General features: G+C 49.3%; 12 protein-coding genes, 1 tRNA gene and 1 pseudogene. 12 read left to right on the top strand and 2 right to left on the bottom strand.

Features of this window, described 5'->3' with window-relative positions; genetic code table 11:
* Positions 1 to 73 precede the first annotated feature (73 nt).
* The 12 genes and pseudogenes from FBF27_00070 (at position 74) to FBF27_00015 (ending at position 17314) form a co-directional block, all read left to right on the top strand.
* A tRNA-Asp gene (locus tag FBF27_00070) sits at positions 74 to 151 on the top strand.
* A 196-nt stretch (positions 152 to 347) separates the two neighbouring features.
* Positions 348 to 1277, top strand: coding sequence for a hypothetical protein (locus FBF27_00065; protein QJU08832.1), 930 nt, complete (start codon positions 348 to 350; stop codon positions 1275 to 1277).
* 1737 nt (positions 1278 to 3014) lie between these two features.
* Positions 3015 to 3284, top strand: a pseudogene (locus FBF27_00060) (hypothetical protein).
* Positions 3285 to 4533: 1249 nt separating this feature from the next.
* A complete protein-coding gene (locus tag FBF27_00055; protein QJU08831.1) occupies positions 4534 to 7149 on the top strand; it encodes a hypothetical protein in 2616 nt (871 codons plus the stop codon).
* A gap of 9 nt (positions 7150 to 7158) precedes the next feature.
* Positions 7159 to 8040 carry a PrgI family protein gene (locus FBF27_00050; protein ID QJU08830.1) on the top strand — a complete coding sequence of 294 codons (882 nt, stop codon included), beginning with the start codon at positions 7159 to 7161 and terminating at the stop codon, positions 8038 to 8040.
* Positions 8041 to 8687: 647 nt separating this feature from the next.
* Positions 8688 to 9125, top strand: a complete 438-nt coding sequence (locus FBF27_00045) for a hypothetical protein (protein QJU09642.1) — start codon at positions 8688 to 8690, stop codon at positions 9123 to 9125.
* The gene (locus FBF27_00040) at positions 9118 to 10980 is read left to right on the top strand and encodes a DUF87 domain-containing protein (protein ID QJU08829.1); all 1863 of its coding nucleotides are present in this window, start codon (positions 9118 to 9120) and stop codon (positions 10978 to 10980) included. Before FBF27_00045 ends, FBF27_00040 begins: the two co-directional genes overlap by 8 nt.
* A 15-nt stretch (positions 10981 to 10995) precedes the next feature.
* Positions 10996 to 14214, top strand: coding sequence for a hypothetical protein (locus FBF27_00035; protein ID QJU08828.1), 3219 nt, complete (start codon positions 10996 to 10998; stop codon positions 14212 to 14214).
* Positions 14211 to 14711, top strand: a complete 501-nt coding sequence (locus FBF27_00030; GenBank protein ID QJU08827.1) for a hypothetical protein — start codon at positions 14211 to 14213, stop codon at positions 14709 to 14711. The genes FBF27_00035 and FBF27_00030 overlap by 4 nt, the downstream gene beginning before the upstream one ends.
* Before the next feature lie 8 nt (positions 14712 to 14719).
* On the top strand, positions 14720 to 15187 hold the full coding sequence (locus FBF27_00025) for a hypothetical protein (GenBank protein QJU08826.1): 468 nt from the start codon (positions 14720 to 14722) through the stop codon (positions 15185 to 15187).
* Positions 15172 to 16518: a CHAP domain-containing protein gene (locus FBF27_00020; GenBank protein ID QJU08825.1), complete on the top strand. Its 1347-nt coding sequence runs from the start codon at positions 15172 to 15174 to the stop codon at positions 16516 to 16518. Before FBF27_00025 ends, FBF27_00020 begins: the two co-directional genes overlap by 16 nt.
* Complete coding sequence (locus FBF27_00015; protein ID QJU08824.1) at positions 16505 to 17314, top strand: hypothetical protein; 810 nt, start codon at positions 16505 to 16507, stop codon at positions 17312 to 17314. The genes FBF27_00020 and FBF27_00015 overlap by 14 nt, the downstream gene beginning before the upstream one ends.
* A 1-nt stretch (position 17315) precedes the next feature.
* On the opposite strand, the gene dnaN is transcribed toward FBF27_00015, so the two are convergent.
* Positions 17316 to 18416 carry a DNA polymerase III subunit beta gene (gene dnaN, locus FBF27_00010; protein ID QJU08823.1) on the bottom strand — a complete coding sequence of 367 codons (1101 nt, stop codon included), beginning with the start codon at positions 18414 to 18416 and terminating at the stop codon, positions 17316 to 17318.
* Between the two features lie 260 nt (positions 18417 to 18676).
* Positions 18677 to 20023, bottom strand: a complete 1347-nt coding sequence (dnaA, locus tag FBF27_00005; protein ID QJU08822.1) for a chromosomal replication initiator protein DnaA — start codon at positions 20021 to 20023, stop codon at positions 18677 to 18679.

Here is a 20023-nt window from a genome sequence, read left to right as displayed (position 1 = left end):
AAAATAGTGACGGGAAAAATGCAAACAATTTCTTGAAAAAGTCATAAAAGTTTGCTATCATACGGAAAGTTATGCGCCCGTAGTGAAGTTGGCCTATCACGCCTCCCTGTCACGGAGGAGATCGCCGGTTCGAATCCGGTCGGGCGCGCCAGAATTAGATTTTTGTTATTCAACAACCCATTTTTCTAAAACATAAGGGTTGTTTTATTTACTTTGTTGCCGTGGGGGGTATTGCTAAATATACAGAATGTGTTACAATGATGTTATTCAGAGTTCATTACCTACTCTGAGGTGGATTAAAACTACTCTATGACTGGCCACAGGCCAGAGAAAGGACTCCAAGCGTTATGGCACGTTCATGTGAAAGCTGTGACCCAAGTAGTTCATTAGAAACAAAAGACTTATCTCGTCGCGGAGTGTTGGCCGGACTGGTTGGCGGAGCAGCTATACTGTTTACCGGTTGTGGTGAAAGAGATCGGACAGCCGTTCCCCCAGATTACTCTACACAGAGCGCCTCACCATCAGAGTCACCATCCGCCTCACCATCACCGTCTGAGACTATTGATCCAAAAGACTTGGCTGAAAAAAGATATAAGCAGGTTAGAGAAAAGTATGCAAACATGACCCCCGAAGGGTTTGCTAGACTTACGGACGAAGAGCGCTTGTTACCATGTAGGGAAGAGTTTCTTCTTGCAGAGGCGTGGGGAATCATACATAACCCAAATAATAGTTTATATAATCCATCAACGGGGATTAAACCTGGTGAATTTTACGGAATACCCGCATCACCAACAGATTCCCCCGAAGAAGTCGCGGGCAAGCTATTTCTTCCTGTGGTCGCGGCTTTCGATGTTGGTCCGTGGGACCCTAACTTTGCGAGATATGTAGCATCTGCGGCAATCTATGGCAATCCTGAGTTAAGAATATCCGTCCTAAACGATATGTTACGTAATGGAAAGATACCGGGCCCAGCGTACGACGGCAAAAAGGCCATAGCGACACTTCTAGAAGCTAAAGACGAGAAAGAAAAATCGAGCTACAAACATGAAGTGCCCGGCTCAAATATGTTTCCGATTCTTAAGCCAAGGTTTTGTAGTGCCAAACCCGTTGTGGATACAAAGACTGGTAAAGCGCTACCAACAGAAGGGCTCCAGATTTTTACCAAGGCAGAAACCACCGGCACAATTCTTGGTATGGCTTGGAGGGTTGTGATAGACAATGGCTTGTGGCGAATCGTTGACAACGAGGTTAGCGATCTTAAGTCTACTCTCGATTAATTAAAAGGCATGGCCGTATCGCCACAATTAAATAACACCTCAAAAGAGAGGCCACTCGGAGCCTCTCTTTTGAAATCATAGTATAAGCGTGATACTATACTATACATAATGCTTGCGCAAAAGAAAACCTCGCATAAACGTATTCGCCCCGTTCTAATCGGACTTGCCGCACTATTAGTCGTTCCGATGCTCATGACGTTCTTTGCGCTGTCGCCGACTGCTAACGCGGCTCGGGCGCACCTTGATTATTCTCCATACCTCCCCCAGGTGAAGCAGCGCACACTTGCTCTTGCTATGGGTAGTTGCATTAGCAATAATCTCGGTTTTGGGGATAATCTCAGCGCCGGAAATGTTGCCAGTGGCGACTGGGGGGGTATACATGTTCCACACGTCAGTCCGGTTCTTGATCCAGACGGAGATGCGAAGTTTGATTGTAAGCAAACGGTTGCAGCCGCACGAGACGCCTTTGGCTACAGTTCTTTTACCGACATGTTCTGTGCGTTAAAAGGGGAATGGCGAGACGACGCCAACCTTGACTGTATTAGCAATATCGTTAAGCCAGAATATAGCGGTAGTAAGTGGAATATACCAACTGACAGAGACAAGTATGCGGTTGAGGTTCTTGAGAAAAAGGCCGGCAGGAGTCTTAAGTTTGATTCAGCGTCAGTCAACTACTCTATGGCGATGGCAACACTATTAACAAAGCAAAACGCTGGATGCAAGGCGGAGTGGAGGGGGTATGACAGCGGAGATGACGCCGCAAGTAACGATATTAAAGCCGACCAGCGTAATAAAAAAATAGCCGTTGCTCTAACCGATGGCTCAACAGCCTATGGGTATTACTATATCCCTGATGCTAATAAAAATATTCCAATGTTCCAAGATATCGCATCACCCTACAATGCACCACGAGGCGCAAGCTCAATGATGTCATGTGGGCAAATTGCACAGTGGGCATCAAACAACGCTGAAGCAGCCGCAAAATCAGCAAAAACCGAGGCCGCCGATAATACCCGCAAGGCCGTTTATGACGCCCTCCTAAAAAAATGTATTGAGAAAAGTGGCGGAGGCGCCGGAGGGCCAGCGGAGCAAATATGTAAACAACAAGTTGACAGCTGGATGAGTGCCTGTAAGGATAAGCTGCCATCAAGTGGCAACGTGGCAAACTCTAGTGAATATGTTGATTGTCTGAAAAAACAATCAGGGTATTCTGAAGATGATATAAAAAGCTCTCTTTCTAATATAAGCGCCGACACCCCCTCTGGTCAGAGCGAGAACGGTAGTAGTGACAGACCCGACTGCGCCGTTAAGGAGCTCGGCTGGCTTGTTTGCCCGGTGATTAATTTTATGGCACGTATAGCAGACGCGGCTTTCGCCATGATCGCCGACAACTTCCTAAAGATTGAGCCGGGCCTTGCCTCTGGAGGTGAGGTACAGGCAGCTTGGGGGATCATGCGTAACATTGCCAATGGTGCGTTCATCATTATGTTCTTAGCAATCATCATCTCTCAGCTCACCGGCTTTGGCATCTCAAACTACGGCATTAAAAAGATGCTGCCACGGCTCATCATCGCCGCAATCTTGGTAAATTTATCAATTTACATCTGTCAAATTGCCGTTGACTTATCTAATATCCTTGGCTACGGCCTGCGAGCAGGCCTGGGTGGTATCGGTGACGGTATTAGTGCTGCTAATAGTGTCCTAAAGTCAGGACAGGGAGGCGAAACCTGGGGAGGTATAGCATTAACCGTCCTCGCTGGGGCTACGGCCGCAGTTCTCGCTCTCGCGGTTCTGATCGGAGCGCTTGTTTCCGGACTGGTCGTAATGGTGACTATTGCCGCCCTGTTGATTGCCCGCAAGGCTCTCATCGTCATCCTTATCGTTATCTCACCGCTAGCTTTTGTTGCCTTTCTGCTACCAAACACCGAAAAATTCTTTAGCAAATGGCGCTCAACCTTTGTGGGGCTACTCATGGTCTTTCCAATCGTTGGGTTGCTATTCGGCGGTGGTATATTGGCAGGATCAATTGTTAAAGCGGGAGCTACAGATGCTGATAATACGGTCATGCAAATTGTTGGTGAGCTAATCAAAGTCCTGCCGCTCATCGCCGTGTGGAGTGTCCTCAAAAAAGCCATCGACGTCGCCGGGGCAATCGGCCAGCACATCAACAACGCCGGCGGTCGCCTCGGTGGCCTCGGTGGCAGCGCCAAAAACTGGGCAAAAGATAGGTATGCCAATTCACGACTTGGTCAGATGCAAGATTTTCGCAAGAAGCAAATAGCACGCCGCAAAAAGCTTATACGAGCCGGGGCCTGGAAGGGTGACGGGCTTATAGATCACATATGGAGAAATCGGATGTCTGATCTTAACGATAAAGCTAACAAAAGTGAGTTAACAAACAATCGATGGGTCGGAGGAGATTTGGGTAGGAGACTGGCTGCCGAAGGTCAAGATGCCGTTGATGACGAAGAGCGCGAGACAGCAAAGCGTCTGCTTGATTATCAATACAACGGTGATGCAGCTGCTGCATTGAGGGGCGCAGGTAACAACGAAGCACTGAAACATCTTGCTTTCAAAAAAATGGCATCAACCGGCAAGCACGGCGCCCAGCAGATGTATGATTACCTTCAGGGTGGTGGAACTATTAGCAATCGCCGCATGGCAGAAACGCTTACCAGTATGCAGGAGTACCACGCGGGGCTGTTCGAGATGGGTACGAACGCCATTGATCAAATGGAGCAACATGGTGCAAATTCAGTTAGCTTTAGCCAGCAACAAATGGCTGAGTTGACCGCCCAGGGGCTTAACGGATTAAGCGATGAAAAATTAGCACGACAGGCATCTGGTGCAGTTAAGATTGCTGGTGAAACCGAGTTTACCAAGGGAGGCCAGAGGATGGTTGGTATTTCTGCCGAACGGGCAGCCTCAGTGCTGGATAATAAGCGCATTAATACTTCAATATCAGGCAGCACTCGTGCCGAGTTTGAGAATATACGAAACGGCGGCACAGGAACTAATGAGATCAGAATACCTCACGATACTGCACCATCAAACAATATTACCGAAGCAATTCCGTCAGACACCCCAACGGGACGAACATTCGTCGCCGGAACAGGCAGAGGGCCAGCTCCACCACAATCCCCGCCTTCAGCACCGCCAAATAATCAAAATAATCGCAATAATCGAAACAGCAATCCACCTACCGCCAGCTAAAAACTATTGACTTTTCTCTGTAAAAATGCTACCATTGTCGGTAATGGAGTGGTTACGTTCACAAGGGCGATCGTCGATGCGATGGTTGCAACGGTTTATATTGCTGGCGGTGGGCCTCCTAGTCAGTGTTTTTTTGAGTACGGTCGTAACCTCGGGCCAGGCGTTGGCGGCGGACGCAAAGTGGGATAGTAGCAAAATATCTTACGACAACGAGACATTTGAGCGAGTTTCCGACGTCGACAAACTAAAGGCCCTTAACTTAGGGTCTGACCAAGTGGTCTACATGTCAAAGAAAACTGTAGCCAATAATCAAGACGTTCGCATCATTCACTTTCCGTCAACAGGCGACCTCGGATCGATGACCTCGGTGTCCCTAACGACATTCACGTACACTGCGCCAAACACTTACACAAAAAAAGAATCGACCACACTATCAATTGACCCACCGAGCCAAAACTCTGCGTCTTCGTGTGAGGTTGCTGGCGGCATCGGCTGGATCCTTTGTCCTGTTTCGGCGTGGTTAGCTAGCTCCATCGACTGGATGTTTGGGGTGCTCAAAAGCTTCCTCGTGGTGCCACCACTTCAGACGGGCAATCAGACTAGTGGCATCTTTCTGGCTTGGAATATCGTTCGCAACATTGCCAACGGTATCTTTATCATCATGTTCATAGTCATTATTTATTCACAAGTTACTTCTATGGGCATCTCCAATTATGGCATCAAAAAGATGTTGCCTCGGTTGATTGTCGCGGCGATACTAGTTAATTTGTCGTTCCACGTCTGCGCCATCCTCCTCGACCTATCAAATATCGCCGGAAGTGCGCTCCAGGACATGTTCATGAATATTCGTAACACGGTCGCCACCCTGGGCGGATCTGCGCCAGCGTCTGAACCAATGACCTGGCAAGAGGTCACTTTCCAGATTTTGGGAGGTGCTGCTGGCGGTGCGGCACTGGCTGCGGGAATCGTCATGCGGGCCGAGCTGCTTCCTTTTATTGTGCCGCTTTTGTGTGGCATTGGACTCGTTATTCTTCTCGTTGTTATCATTATGGCCGCCCGTCAGGCGTTAATTGTTATTTTGATCATCATTTCACCGCTGGCTTTTGTGGCTTACTTGTTGCCAGGCACAGAAAAGTGGTTTGATAAGTGGAAGGATATCTTCTTGACGATGTTGATATTCTTCCCGGGGTTTGCGGCAGCCTTCGGTGGGGCACAGCTGGCGGGCTCAGTCATTATGCAAAACGCCGCGGGTCCGAACGGGGCAGTGATGTATATCCTCGGTATGGCGGTCCAGATCGCGCCACTCGCCCTAACGCCGTTGATGATTAAGTTGGGCGGCGGACTCCTTGGCAAATTCACCGGTCTCGTCAACGACCGCAGTAAGGGATTATTCGACCGATCTAAGAACTGGGCAAAAGAGCAAAGCGAGATTACGAAACACAAAAAACTCAACAAACGTCCAGACAGCAAATTTACCCCAACGGCATGGCGACGCAGGCTGGCGCAGTCATCACAAAATCGTAAGGATAGGCTCAAAGAGTTGCAAGATCAATCTGATGTTATACGAAAGGGGACTGATTCCTATGCTAAGATTGATCAGTTCAGGCGCTCTGTTGGAGAAGATAAAAATATTGTCGAAGGGAAGCTGCAGTCGGCATGGAACGCACATCAAAGCACCAACCAGGCGGCTATCATTCAGGATTTCCAATCACGGTCCATTCGTCAGATGGTTGATGCTGAGAAACAGGTGCTCGACAATCGCTTTACGGCGCTTCAAACTGGACACGGGGAGTTGCCGGAAGGTGTTGCCGATAACACCGCAGTCCAAGAAGCTATACAACGAGCACGTGATTCACATCAAACTCTAGCGGTTCAAGGTTTGCGTAAGAGTGGTATCGATCGTGTCCTTAATGATCAGTTCGCCCGCGCCATGCGTGATGAAGATACCGGCGCAGCACTTCGATCAGCTGCCGGTGGTATTGAGGACGCCTACTATGCATCAATTCCAGGTATGAGTGATGACCTTGGATCACGGCGCGCTGCTGCCGCTGCTGCTCAAACAGTGAGTGCTGCCTATGAGGAATCGGTTAAGAACGCTACTGCTATCCTTAACGGCAGCAATGTGAGCGATGCCGATACAGTAAGCCTCATCGGTGGCAATGCTGTTGGCAATATCCCAGCAACCGACGATATCAGGAATGCGGCTGGTCGCAAGATCGCAAGCAGTCGTGGTGCTAAACCACTACTCGATATGCTCAGCAACGTGCAGATGAACAACCTAACAGACGACCTCGCTCAGGAGCTTGGTGTTGCGCTGAAAAACAATAGTGCACGACCATGGTGGCTAGGTGGATCAGAGTGTGTTGATATACAGGCCAATGCTATCAAGGATACCGGTGACGCCTTCAAGGTGCGCAATATGATAAAAGCCTTTGAGAAAGGTAAGCTAAGCGCTGATAAGGCCCTGGCAAGTGACGCGGTGTTCCTTGAGGATACGCTTGATATGATGCAAAAGTACAATATTGCTGCACAGTTAACCCCTGAGGCAAAGAAAAAGCTTAACAAGAGTATCACCACTATTCTCACACACCGAAACTACGCTGGGCGATATAGCGGCGAGCAAGAAGACGCCCTCAAAGGCATTCAAAATCTGCTATAATAATACCTAATGGCCGTCTACAAAGTTCCTCAGGATGTGGAAGCTGAAGACAAGCTGCTCGGGCCGTTTAGTTTCAAGCAGTTTATTTTCTTGATCGTCGCGATCGGCATGGTTGCGCTGGCGTGGGGACTGTTCTCGGTGCTGCCGCCGCTGGCGATTATCCCGGTGCCGGTTGCACTGTTTTTCGGAGCGTTAGCCTTGCCGCTGCGCAAGGATCAGCCGATGGAGGTTTACCTCGCAGCGGTTATTTCGTTCATCCTCAAACCCAAACAACGACTGTGGCGAGCCGATGGCATTGAGCGAATGGTCGAGGTGATCGCCCCGCGGGTTGAGGAAAAGCAATACGGCAAGGGGTATGACCAGGCCGAGGTCAATCGCCGGCTGTCGTATCTGGCGACACTGGTGGACACGCACGGTTGGTCGGTGCGCGGTGTCGATAATCCAAACAGCTCGGTGATGAACAGCTCGATGCAGGCGGATTGGTACAACGAGGCCCAGACTGCCCAAGACCCGCTTGATCCAAGCAGTAAGACAGCCCGCGCCTTTGAAACACTCATTGAGCGGGCCGACGAAAAGCGTCATGATGACATCGTCCAGCAAATGCAGCGAGCCCAAACCACCCCGACTACCCAAGACGACCAAGCCCTCTCGCCGCAACCCTCGACCTTCGACCCCTATCCAACTATGCAGCAGTCCATCATCACGCCCATCAGCGAGCAGACGACCGCGACGGCCCACGCCGACCAGACGCCCCCTAGCACAGCACCCGTCTCGCCTGCTATAATGGACTTAGCGCGTAATCACAGCGATCTATCGGTCGCCTCGCTCCAACGAGAGGCCGGTCGCATCCAAAAAGAACATGATAAGGAAGTCGTGATTTCGCTTCACTAGGTGGGATGTCTATGCAACCAGATCAGCAACAGCAACCATATCACTATCCACCAGATGCAGCCACTGCACCACAGTTTGGTGCACCGTCAAATCCGCCGACCATGCCAGGGGTCATTGCCTCTGGGCCTGACCCAGTCTCCGCAGAACCAACCTCACCGTACGCTCAGTTTCCTGATCAATTCAGCCCGCTGCCACCATCGCAATCGCAAACACAAGCACTAACCCAGCCGACGCCAAGCACGCAACCCGCGGCACAACCAACCCCCAACTTGCCGCCCGTACCCGAGTCCAACCAGCCACAGCCAGCCCCGCAACAGCCCACCAAGCAGCCGACTAGCCAGGCAAAACCTCAACAAAAAGGCCCGACCAGCGCCCAGAATACGCTGCTATTTTCTGAGATGCGCGAGAACATGATTATCATGAATGACGGCAGCTTTCGGGCAGTCATCCAGTGTCAGTCGATTAACTTTGACTTGATGAGTGGTCGCGAGCGGGAGGGAATTGAATTTAGCTACCAAAACTTCCTTAACTCGTTATATTTTCCGGTTCAAGTGCTCATTCGCTCACGACGCGTCGACATCGGACCATACATCGACCGCCTCGTTGACATTCGCCGTAACCAAGACAATATGCTTCTGAATGTGCTGATGGACGATTACATCAACTTTATCGACGTCCTTGCCCAAGAGGCCAATATTATGGATAAAGATTTTTATATCGTTGTACCGTATTATCAAAGCGGCGATATGCAAGTTATCAAGCAGCAGGCCAAGGGTCTGTTCGATAGCTTTTTTGGTGGCAAGAAAGACAATGTCGTCACCAAGATCGAGCAGACCGCCTACGAGAAGGCCAAGGATGAAATTAAGAACCGAGTTGATTCAGTAATGAGTGGGCTGTTTCAGATGGGCGTAAAGAGTTCGCAGCTTAATACCAAACAGCTGGGCGAATTATTCTACAGTTCATACAACCCTGACGTGGCACCGCAACAACCGTTGAGTGTCGGCGCCGATGAACTAGCAACGACCTATGTTCGCAAGGGACGAGGCGAATCGCCACATGGATATGGAGGAGTACGACATGGCTAGGAAAAAGAAGCTAGACGCCATTGATATCGCCGCCCAACAGCGGGCTCGCGAGCAGGCCGAGGTTGAGCAAGCATTTCTCACCGGCGTGAGGACCTTGCGCGATTTTATTGCCCCAAGCAGCCTCGAGCTCAAGTCTGACCATTTCCGCCTCGGCTCAAAGTACGGCCGCACCATGTACGTCTACGGGTATCCACGCGAGCTATATACCGGTTGGCTCAGCTCGGTGATCAACATCGACGAGGTGCTGGATATCAGTATGTTCATTTACCCGGTTGATACCCAGGTGGTGCTCAACAACCTGCGCAAGAAAGTGACTCAGCTCGAGGCCAGCCTTAGCATCAATTCCGAGAAGGGCAAGGTGCGCGACCCAGCGATGGAAGCGGCATTACAGGACGCCGAGGAGCTGCGCAATCAGCTACAGATCGGCTCGGAAAAGTTCTTCCGCTTCGGCCTTTACATCACGATTTATGCCGACAGTATTGATGAACTCAACTTTATCCAGCACAAGATCGAGACAATTTTTGGCCAGCAGCTGGTGTTCTCTAAGGTTGCCTCGGCCCAACAAGAGCAGGGCCTCAATAGCACCATTCCGCAGCTGACCGACCAGCTCCAGGTTCGCCGCAACATGAATACCGGCGCCATTTCTACCAGCTTTCCGTTTACCTCGGCCGATCTAACTGACGGCAAGGGTGTGCTATATGGTATTAATATGCATAATAACGGCTTGGTGATTTTTGACCGCTTTTCCCTCGAGAATGCCAACATGGTAGTGTTCGCTAAGTCTGGTGCCGGTAAGTCGTTCACGGTCAAGCTGGAGGCACTGCGCAGCATGATGCTCGGCTCGGACATTGTGATTATCGACCCAGAAAACGAATACCAGAAGCTGTCCGACGCCGTTGGTGGTAGCTACATTCGACTCAGCCTCAACAGCGATACCCGCATCAATCCGTTTGATCTGCCGCGAGTGATTGATACTGATGAGGCGGACGATGCACTGAGGGCGAACTTGGTGACGCTGCACGGGTTGTTGCGACAGATGCTGGGCGGCTCACAGACGACAGCCGGCGGGCAGATTATCGCTGGACTGACGGCTGCCGAGGAGGCTGATATTGACCAGGCGCTGATCGACACCTACGCCCGCGTCGGCATCACCGCCGACCCGTTGACCCACCATTCGACACCACCAACCATTGCCGACCTCTACGATACGCTGCTTCACATGGGTGGCACCGGGCCAAGCCTCGCTCAGCGGCTGCGCAAGTTTACCTCCGGTACGTTCGCTGGTATCTTTAGCCAGCAGTCAAATATTGATATCAATAACACCATGGTGGTCTTTAATATCCGCGACCTCGAGGACGAGCTGCGGCCGATCGCTATGTATATTGTGCTGAATCACATCTGGAACATTACGCGTACCGACCAAAAACGGCGCATGTTGATCGTCGATGAGGCCTGGCAGCTGATGCGCTACGACGACTCGGCTAACTTCCTGTTTTCTCTCGCCAAGCGTGCCCGCAAATACCAGCTCGGTCTCACGACCATCACCCAGGACGTCGAGGACTTTATGGGTAGCAAGATGGGCCGAGCCATCGTCGCTAACTCGTCGATGCAGCTGCTGCTCAAGCAGTCAACCAGCGCCGTTGATGTCCTTTCCAGTGTCTTCAAACTAACCGAGGAAGAGCAAAAACGCCTCGCCAATTTCCCCGTGGGCCAAGGGTTATTCTTTGCCGGACAAAACCACGTTCACATCCAGATTCAGGCCAGCGACACCGAATACGAACTCATCAACACCTCGCCGATCTCTCGACATCAACTACCATCAGAAACGCCGCTCGGCGGGTACGGGGCAGTGTAGTATAATTGGAGGCATATGGCAACAAAAACAAGACCGCCACGATTTGACACCACGACCGACTCCGATGCTGATGGGCGAGCAAATCCGTTTGAGCTACATGATGATTCATCGGAGCGACTGAATGCTGGTGAGCAGGCAGCACTTGACCAGATAGAGGCCGGTTTGAGGGATGACAGTCTTGATGCCAACCAGTTCGGCTACCAGGCGAATCGAGATACCAATATTGAAGATGCCGCACAAAAAATAACAGACAAAGAGAATAGTGCTACAAATCAAGGACCACAAAGCGGTTTTTATCAACCGGGAAATTCTAATCGAACTATGCCCAAAAGTCAAGCCGCTAAGCTCATCGCTCTTGCTAAAAAACGCGGCGGTATTGCTGGTTTGATGGTACTATTCGGTGTTGGCGGAGGTCTGCTGGCTTCAGTGTTTGGCCCAGCATCAATGCTCATCAATATTATGGAGAACCTAACTCTTGGTAATGACTCTAGCTCGGTTGTCTCTGAACGACGCCTCGCAAAAAACCTAGCAAACATGATAACAAAGCCCGGCGTTTGCAATAGTAAAAAGATGAAATGCAAGGCCGGCACCATTTCAAATAAAGGTTTACGGCGTCTCGCAAAGTACGGTGTTGTAGCGGCCGACGCTAAAGGCAAACCGCTTAACCTGAAAAGATTTGGCTACCCCGATGGTAACCCCGAAAAATTTATTGTTGACGGCAAACACATCAAGGCTCAAGACTTGCCTGGTTTTTTAAGCGCTAAAGAAAACCGCGGCCTTGCCGCCAAGGTTCTTGGTCGATCGGGTGCATTTAATATGCGGTTTCGTGTCTGGTCAAGTAAATATCTCGCCAAAAAGTTCTTTAGTAAGTTTAAGCGTATAAAACGAAACGGAGGAGCGGCCACATGGGCCGAAGAAAACAAAAAGAATAACCGACAAAATCAAGGCTCAACAGGCTCTGACGGTGAAAAAAAGAAGACCCCATCCGAAGAATACCGTGCTGATGATAAAATAAACCAATCAGACATTGAAGAGTCGGGCAACAAAGCCAAAGCACATGCCGATAAAAAACTAAAGCGTGCGCGGCGTGCTGGTTCGGCCTATACCCTCGCAACAGGCGCCTGTATCGCCGGACACATACCTGATTTTGTTGTTGGAGGTGTTGCCGGAGCGCAAATGGCAGCACTTATTCCACCAATAGCCAACATGGTTCTCTCGCCGGGATCACAACAAAAAGCTTCAGGCCTTGATCCGCGTTTCGCAATGACTGCTGCCGGTATGGAATTCGTTGGTACAATGTTGACCTCTCGCCACAAAGGCAGCAATGGCAAAGCCGAGTCGGCTCTTGATTCACCACTTCTGCTCTCCGCTATGGGTGTCAATAAAAATAAAGTTCCGCTATCTGAAAAGTTTGCCCCCGGGCTTAAGGTTCGTCGCCACCCAGCCATCCAAGCAATGTATCAATACAAAGATGCCACCAAGGGCGCGTGCAACGTCATCATGAGTGATCAGGCTATGTATTCTGCTATGGCTGTCGATGCAGCAGCTACGGCTATAGCCGCACCAACACTTATTGGTGGTATCGTTAAGGCGGTAGGTAATTTTGCAATCTCCCAAATTACTTCCGTTATCATAGGCGAGATAACCAAAGCGGCTACAAGTGCAGCTGTTCAAGCGATATTCAAGGCCATCGTTGGTGATAATGACATTGCAAATGCTAAAGGTAAAGAATTCGGCGATATGCTCGGAACATCGGCTGGTGCATTTTTTGCAGCAGCAAATTCAGCAAAACATCTGCCGGTATTATCTAAAAAAGGCCTCTCTAGTTTTAATCAAGTTCGTCTCGCTAACGAGCGACAACAACGTGAATACGACCTCGCCTCGCTCAGCCCATTCGACACCTCCAGCCGCCACACATTCCTTGGTAGCCTTACCTTTAACTTACGTCAGATGATGCTCCAATCTGGCAGTTACAATAATTCTTTTGCTTCAATCTTCTCTAATATTATCCGCCTCCCAGCAATGGCGCTTTCATTTGGAACCGCCGCCAACGCGAGCGATAACTACTCGGCAAATTACTGTGGTTATGCCGAAGACTTTGGCTTAAAGTCCGAGGTTAATGGCCGCGACGTTACCCCGGCAGTGAACTTTGCCGGCGCTGGGTGTACGGGCTTCACTAAACAGCAGGACGATATGGGTGTTGAGGAGGCACGAGAGATCCTGGCAAAGGCTGGGTGGATTGATGAAAGTGTTGATATAGAAAAAGAAGACGACATTGAGGCATTGGTCAGTAAAGGATATATAAAAGACAATACGCCGCTAAAATCGTTTATTGAATCTTGTAGCGATGTCAGCTCAGCAGAATACTCGACCAATATGACCGGCTGCGTTCTCGATGAATCTAGTACCAGGCAAAGTACTGGCAAACTCTCCAGTGGCGGTTATCGTCCTGTTGTCGAAGGTGAAAACGGCAAGACAAGTGCTGACACCGACTTTGGTTCAGTTGATACTGCCGATGGCAAAGCTCTCGCTGCCATCTCCGTCTTCTTGATGGATTATCAGATTCAAAATTCCATTAACGGCGAAGACGACGAGGAGCTTGTCGGTAGTAATCAGTCTAATAACGCCTCAAACTCCCAAACCGGCGAAAATCTCGATCAAATTAAGATGTACTATCAGTCAGAAGAGCCGTGGAAGAATAAAAAATACGGCATTGGTAATATTGGTGAGTGTGGCTGCGCGCCAACCTCTATGGCTGCTATTGTCTCGACTATCGGCAATACAACCGTTGATCCAGAAAAAATGGCCGAGTTTTTCTACCAAAACGATGGCCAGAGAGGCGGTGGACGTTGTGGTTCGAATTGGATATGGGAAAGCAAAGCTCAGCTGTTTAAGGATAAGTTCGGTATTACGATCAAGAAAGTTCAGCCAAATGCCGAAAACGCCTCAAAAGGCCTGTCCGAAGGTGGCCTGGTTCTCATATCGGTTGGTGGGAAAACACCGTTTATCCAGGGTGGTCACATTATGTTTATTCGCGGAAAGACTACTGACGGTAAGTTCCTCGTTGGTGACCCGAATAAGCGCTCCAACACCGAAAATAAAGCTGGTTTTGCGGCGAGCGAATTCCACTTTGGTGAAAAGGCAGATAAGGGTAAAAATGATGAAGAAGAAGATGGCACAACAGGTATGTGGGTAATCACTGGACCGAAAAAAGTTGGAGGGCGGTCATCGTGAGAGAGTTTCTTTTAGCACACAAAACAGCAATTATTGCTACGTTATCATTCATCATACTCTCCGCCTCAATCATTGTCGTCATTCTGCTGCTACCACCCACCAACCCGTCGACTCCGCCGCAGTCGTCTAATGATAGCTCTACTCGGTCGGGAGGTGGGCAGTACGAGGGACCAACCGGCGGCAGTGGCCAGCCGACCACACAGCAGTTAGTCCTCAGTGGGTGGGATACGAAGAATAGTGCCAATAAAACACTGGCTGCATTCATCAGTGACGACATCCAAAATTCGCTCGTTGCAGCGATTCTTCGCCACTACGTAAGTAAACATGCGACCTCTGATACCCTTGTGTCTGGGACAATTACTAATGTGGTTTTTAACGAAAAGGTAATATCATTCACTGTAACCGTTAAGAACACCGCCGCGTATGCTGTACAGTTCACTATCGCGGATAACGCCGTCACCATTCGAACCGTAAGTGGGGAGCCAGTAGCGTTATGATAGATAGCATGAATTATTACTCCCAGCAGCCACGTGACGATAGGCGATCGTTGACGATTATGGCTGGGCTATGTATTGCAGCGATTGCACTGATAATCGTCATTATCCTAGTTGTTATCCGCAACAACACCCCATTAAATCCAGGACCAACCAAAAATCTCACAATCCCAGAAAAAACGTTGCGCGAATCAGCCTCCGCTGCTTTTACCAACCTGCGAGTTGCGACAACACCGCGACAAACATTTCTCGAAAAAATTGACTTCGAAAATGAGTGGATTTTTCTGAAAGCAATTGCCGCCAATGTTGCAACTACCAATCCATCGCGCACATTATATGTCATATTAAAGAAAGATGATCGCGGCAATTTGCAGCTCATCGCATACTCAACCGGCAAAGAGGCGTGGCAGACAACCAGCGGTAACACATTACCAGATAACGCAAGAGAGCGAGCGAGAAAATTATGGAACGAAAATTAGCCTTTCAAAGAGTCGCTGTTATTATATCAATCATTTCGCTTCTTTTTGGGAGTTCACCAGTATTTGCCGAGTTAAATACCGATCAGCTGCGGGCAACATTTGAAGACAACAACATTCTTTTTAGCAATAATTCTGAGGATACAAACTGTTCACCAAATGCCGCACAGTCAGCGAGTGGGGCGGCAGGCGAGCTAGTCGGCGAAGATAATCTAAAGAAAGCATTTAATTACTTTATATCCAAAGGTGCGCCAAAGTTTGTTGCAGCAGCAATCGTTGGTAATTTATATCAGGAGTCAAAAGGTAACCCAATTCTTCGTCAAAATAAAGGCTCCGAGCCAAATCCGCTCAAGGCCGGCGGTAAGTATCACCCGTGGAACCCGAGTAAACCGGCTGGTATGGGCGATGCCTGGGGAATCGCCCAATGGGACCCTGGCGTAGCCGTCCTCTACTGGCAACAGCAGGCTGGCGTCCAGGGTGATGTTACCAGTCTCGAGGTGCAACTAGCTATCGTCTGGTGGCAACTCCAGAACCTTGCACCAACTTCACGTAAAAACGTGTTAGCTGAGATGGTAGCATCAGGCAACGCCGCAGCTGCTGCTGTTATTATGGTAAAGAAATTTTTTGGTGCTGGCATTCCACAGACTATAGTTCGCGTAGCTTATACCATGAAAGCTATGAGTTGGGAACCAGATCCGTCTAGCGCGGCCGCTGCCGCTTCTGGTGCTGCCACTAACTGTAGTGACGGTAGTGGAGGTGGAGGCGGCACCATCTCCGAAGGCGGTCTCAACGAAGAGCAAGCGAAGAAATTCATGATGAATTACGGCGAAAATAAAAATAATGAAAGCCGCAAAGCTATGGGTGACTACTTGTGGAATACTTGTAATGGTGGGGGATCAAACTGTGTGTCGTTCTCTGTATTCTTCCTTGAAAAATTTACTTCAACAAAAAACCTCGGCACCACAGGTAATGGCGAACACGTTGTTAAGCACTTAAGAAATGCTCGAAAGCTACCGACCGGTAAAACACCAAAAGTCGGCGCTGTGTTTAGTTGGTCTGGTGGACGCTATGGTCACACCGGAGTTGTCCTCGGCATTCAGGGCGATAATGTCATCGTTGGCCACGCAAGTTGTGGTAATTCAGGTAAGGGCCGCGGTGATGGCACGCAACGAGGTGGCGGATCTGGATTTATCCTTACGGGTAAGGTTAATGATCCAAAAACTTGGCTCGGACATCTTCCGGATGAGTTTGCCTACCCAGAAGTTGATATGTCAGCAGTGGCGAGCTATGTTGGAGCAAATACAAGTAGAGGTGGCGGTAATGTTGCACTATAATAAAAAACTAATTTTCATTATCTTGGGGTTTATTGGTGTTGTTATTATCACTACGGTTGCTTATATACTACTGCTACGCAACCCTCTTGGTGGAGAAATGCATATCGAAAATCTCAGTACATATACAAATGGTAAACCGACCGACGCTAAAACCCTCGAAACAATTCGTCACGCATTATATACTACCATCCGCAACAACTACACGGGTGATTTACCAAACAACTCCATCAAAGACATCCTTATCCGCGACGGGTCGTTTAAGCAAACTCATGATCAAGCAAAAGATATCCACACTGTTAACTTCATTGTTGATATTAAAAGCCTACAGCAGTCGTATCTCGTTGAATATACGTGGTCACAAAAGACCAATCTTGACGATGATGCTCAGTATCAATATGGCACAACCGTTTCATGTCTACCAACTGATCAGCTAATATACGGTTATTTTGGCTGTAATGATGACTTTTCGCGAATGCGTGGACTACGAAGCCCGTACTTAGTCATAAACTGGGGTGGTGAAAAAGACCAGTATGACAACTCTTTGTCCGACCAGCTAACCGGCAATGACACTGACTACATTGAAAAGCTAATCATGAGTGATTATTCTTATGACCATAGGCTATCGCGCATCGCCACGCAAACAACGATAAAAAATATTACACGCGATACATCAACAGGAAAAAATACACTATCATTTACTATTACCGTCGAGGATAAATTAGCCTACAACGTCACTATTGATTACGATAATAATCGACGAATTACCATTACTCAAGACGGTCGATCACTTAACTAACCTAGCGCTTCAACGGCATAACAATATGCATACAATCTGGCGTAGGGGTCTGCTCGCGGATGACACATGGCGACAGTTTGCCGTTAAACGAGAAGGTAACAGTCTCGCCATCAGTAGCGCCAAGTGACTCGATCAGATAGCGAGAATTAAGCGTAATTTCGCCGTCGCTCGACACCTCGGCGCTGGCCTCAGAGGTATTCTCGCCAAGCTCCGAAGCGATTGAATGGATTGATAATAGCGCCTGCTCGTGACTAGCCTTGAGGGTGATACCACCACCGGACTCGCGCGCAAAGAGGCTGGCAACCTTGGTGATGCGCAGGAAATCGGCTTTTTTAATTACCACCTCGGTCTCGGCGAGTTTAGGAATCAGTTGACGATAGTCGGGAAACTTACCGTCGATCAGCCGACTCACGATCTCTAAATGATCCGTCCGAAACCCGACCTGCGTTTCATCAAAAAACAAACTTACGTCACTTGTTTCGGTATCGAGGCTCCGCAGCACTTCCTGGAGTGTTGATGCTGGCACGATAGCTGTAATTTCGCCATCAAACTTCATCAGCCGCTTCTCCGCCAACCGATAACCGTCCGTGGCCGCTAGATACAACTCACTGTTGTAGGTATGCCAATACACACCAGTCAACACTGCCCGCGTGGCATCACTAGACGTCGCGATAATGGTTTGCGAAACTGCCTTTTTTAGCTCATCCGCACTCATATCCAGTCGCACTGCCGTCTTCTCGTCCACTGTCGGTAGCTCTGGAAACTCATCCGCCACGACGCCATTGATAACTGACGAAAACCTGTCTGCGGTCAGGTGTAGGTGCTCGTCCTTGACCTCCAATTCGACCGTACCACTCGGTAGGCTGGCGACGAATTCGCTCACCAGTCGGGCTGGGATAGTTATCGAGCCGGGCTTCTCGACCTTAGCGCCAACATACTGAGTGGAGGCGACCTCCAGATTCGTTGCCGCTACGACCAGCCGAGAGCCATCTGTTCGTAGTAAAATATTGTTCAGTATCGCTAGTTCGTTACGACTAGCGGCGATGCGCCCAACGCTAGCGAGGGCTTTGGCGAGGTTTTCTTGGGTGACGGTGAGCTTCATATTCTTATTATAATCCTTTTCTTATTTTTATTCAGTAGTTAGTAATAATAGGTACTGTGGAAACTGGGTAAAGATTGTGTTCATATAGGGGTGGTAGTAGCATTGTGTCGGTGGAAAAGACGGTGGATTTGCTGGGTATGGTGTCGTGGACAAGACGCTGATTGTCCACGTGATGCTGCTTGGCCCATTTGATGACAACTAGATTAGTGGATAGTCGTTCACAAGTTTGTCGCTGGTTACGCACACGTTTTACCCAGGTTTTACACATAGAGCTTGTCCCGGATGTCGTTAATTTGTTCACGAACATTGACGCTGATGAGCATCTCCTTGCTAATTTTGTCAACCGAATGAATGGCGGTGGTGTGGTCTTTGCGGCCAAGCTCCTGGGCGATTTTTGGAAAGCTCATCTTGAGCTCGCTGCGCAGCAGGTACATGGCAATTTGGCGTGGCTGCATGATGTATTTATCGCGCTTTGGCGAACACACATCTTTTACCTCGACACCAAAGTGGCGAGCAGTTTTGTCGATAATTTGCTTGGCGGTGATATGTTGCGGGCGAGAGCGCTTGATATTACCGAGCAGCCCCTCGGCGGTTTCGGCGTCGGGCGTGATGTTTTGCATTTCGGCGTAGGCGAGGAGCTGATTGAGCGCCCCCTCAAGTTCGCGGATATTGGTCTTGAAATTGGTGGCGAGATATTCGATAACGTCGGCGGATAATTCAATATTGCTCAGGCCAGCCTTGGCGGTAACGATAGCGCAGCGAGTTTCATAATCAGGCATCTGCACGTCAATCGTCATGCCCCACTCAAAGCGACTGCGCAGGCGGTCGGTCAGGGTAGGGATGCTTTTTGGCGGCTTGTCAGAGCTGATGATGATCTGCTTGTCGTTTTGGTGTAGGTCGTTAAAAGTGTGAAAGAACTCGTCCTGAGTTTTTTCCTTATTGGCGATAAACTGCATATCGTCAACGATCAGGACATCGACGTTACGATACTTGTCGGAAAATCCTTTTTTCTTGAAGCGAATTGAGTCGAGGAATTCACTCACAAAGGTCTCGGTGGTAGTATATAACACGCGGGCGGAGGGTTGGCGCTTAATAATCTCGTTACCAACGGCCTGCATCAAATGGGTTTTACCAAGCCCCGAACCGCCATACAAATAGAGCGGATTGTATTTGGTGCCAGGATTAGCAGCGATTGCTTGACAGGCGGCGTGCGCCAGATCATTACTTGAGCCAACGATAAAGTTGTCAAAGGTGTAGCGTGGGTTGAGGTTGGTTGCTGATTTTTTAGACTGCTTGATGATCGGTTGGTCGGCCGCCGCTGAATTTGGTTCATCGCGATTGAGGCGTTGTCTCCGAGTAGCCACCTTTTTTGGTCGAAAATGAATCGTCGAGACCGCAAGGCCATTTCGTTTCAAACCGTCAGCGATGCGCTGATAATAGCGTTTCTCTAGTTGTGTCAACACGAAAGGGTTGGGTGACAGGACAGCCACCTCGTTATCGGAGATAATGTCAAGCTCAGTCGATTTAAACCAAGTCGAAAATGACGACGGTGGAATTGAAACTTCAATTTCACCCAGCACCCCCTGCCAAATAGCTTGACTATTCAC

The organism is Candidatus Saccharibacteria bacterium oral taxon 488 (genome assembly GCA_013100805.1).
Classification (GTDB): Bacteria; Patescibacteriota; Saccharimonadia; order Saccharimonadales; family Saccharimonadaceae; genus Nanosynbacter.
Note: the sequence above shows the minus strand (reverse complement) of the source record. Positions and strands in the feature narration are given on the sequence as shown.

Excerpts from the sequence above, each read along its gene's own strand:
- FBF27_00065 (QJU08832.1), top strand. The coding sequence starts at position 348 with ATGGCACGTTCATGTGAAAGCTGTGACCCAAGTAGTTCATTAGAAACA.
- FBF27_00055 (QJU08831.1), top strand. The coding sequence starts at position 4,534 with ATGGAGTGGTTACGTTCACAAGGGCGATCGTCGATGCGATGGTTGCAA.
- FBF27_00050 (QJU08830.1), top strand. The coding sequence starts at position 7,159 with ATGGCCGTCTACAAAGTTCCTCAGGATGTGGAAGCTGAAGACAAGCTG.
- FBF27_00045 (QJU09642.1), top strand. The coding sequence starts at position 8,688 with ATGGACGATTACATCAACTTTATCGACGTCCTTGCCCAAGAGGCCAAT.
- FBF27_00040 (QJU08829.1), top strand. The coding sequence starts at position 9,118 with ATGGCTAGGAAAAAGAAGCTAGACGCCATTGATATCGCCGCCCAACAG.
- FBF27_00035 (QJU08828.1), top strand. The coding sequence starts at position 10,996 with ATGGCAACAAAAACAAGACCGCCACGATTTGACACCACGACCGACTCC.
- FBF27_00025 (QJU08826.1), top strand. The coding sequence starts at position 14,720 with ATGAATTATTACTCCCAGCAGCCACGTGACGATAGGCGATCGTTGACG.
- FBF27_00020 (QJU08825.1), top strand. The coding sequence starts at position 15,172 with ATGGAACGAAAATTAGCCTTTCAAAGAGTCGCTGTTATTATATCAATC.
- FBF27_00015 (QJU08824.1), top strand. The coding sequence starts at position 16,505 with ATGTTGCACTATAATAAAAAACTAATTTTCATTATCTTGGGGTTTATT.
- dnaN (QJU08823.1), bottom strand. The coding sequence starts at position 18,416 with ATGAAGCTCACCGTCACCCAAGAAAACCTCGCCAAAGCCCTCGCTAGC.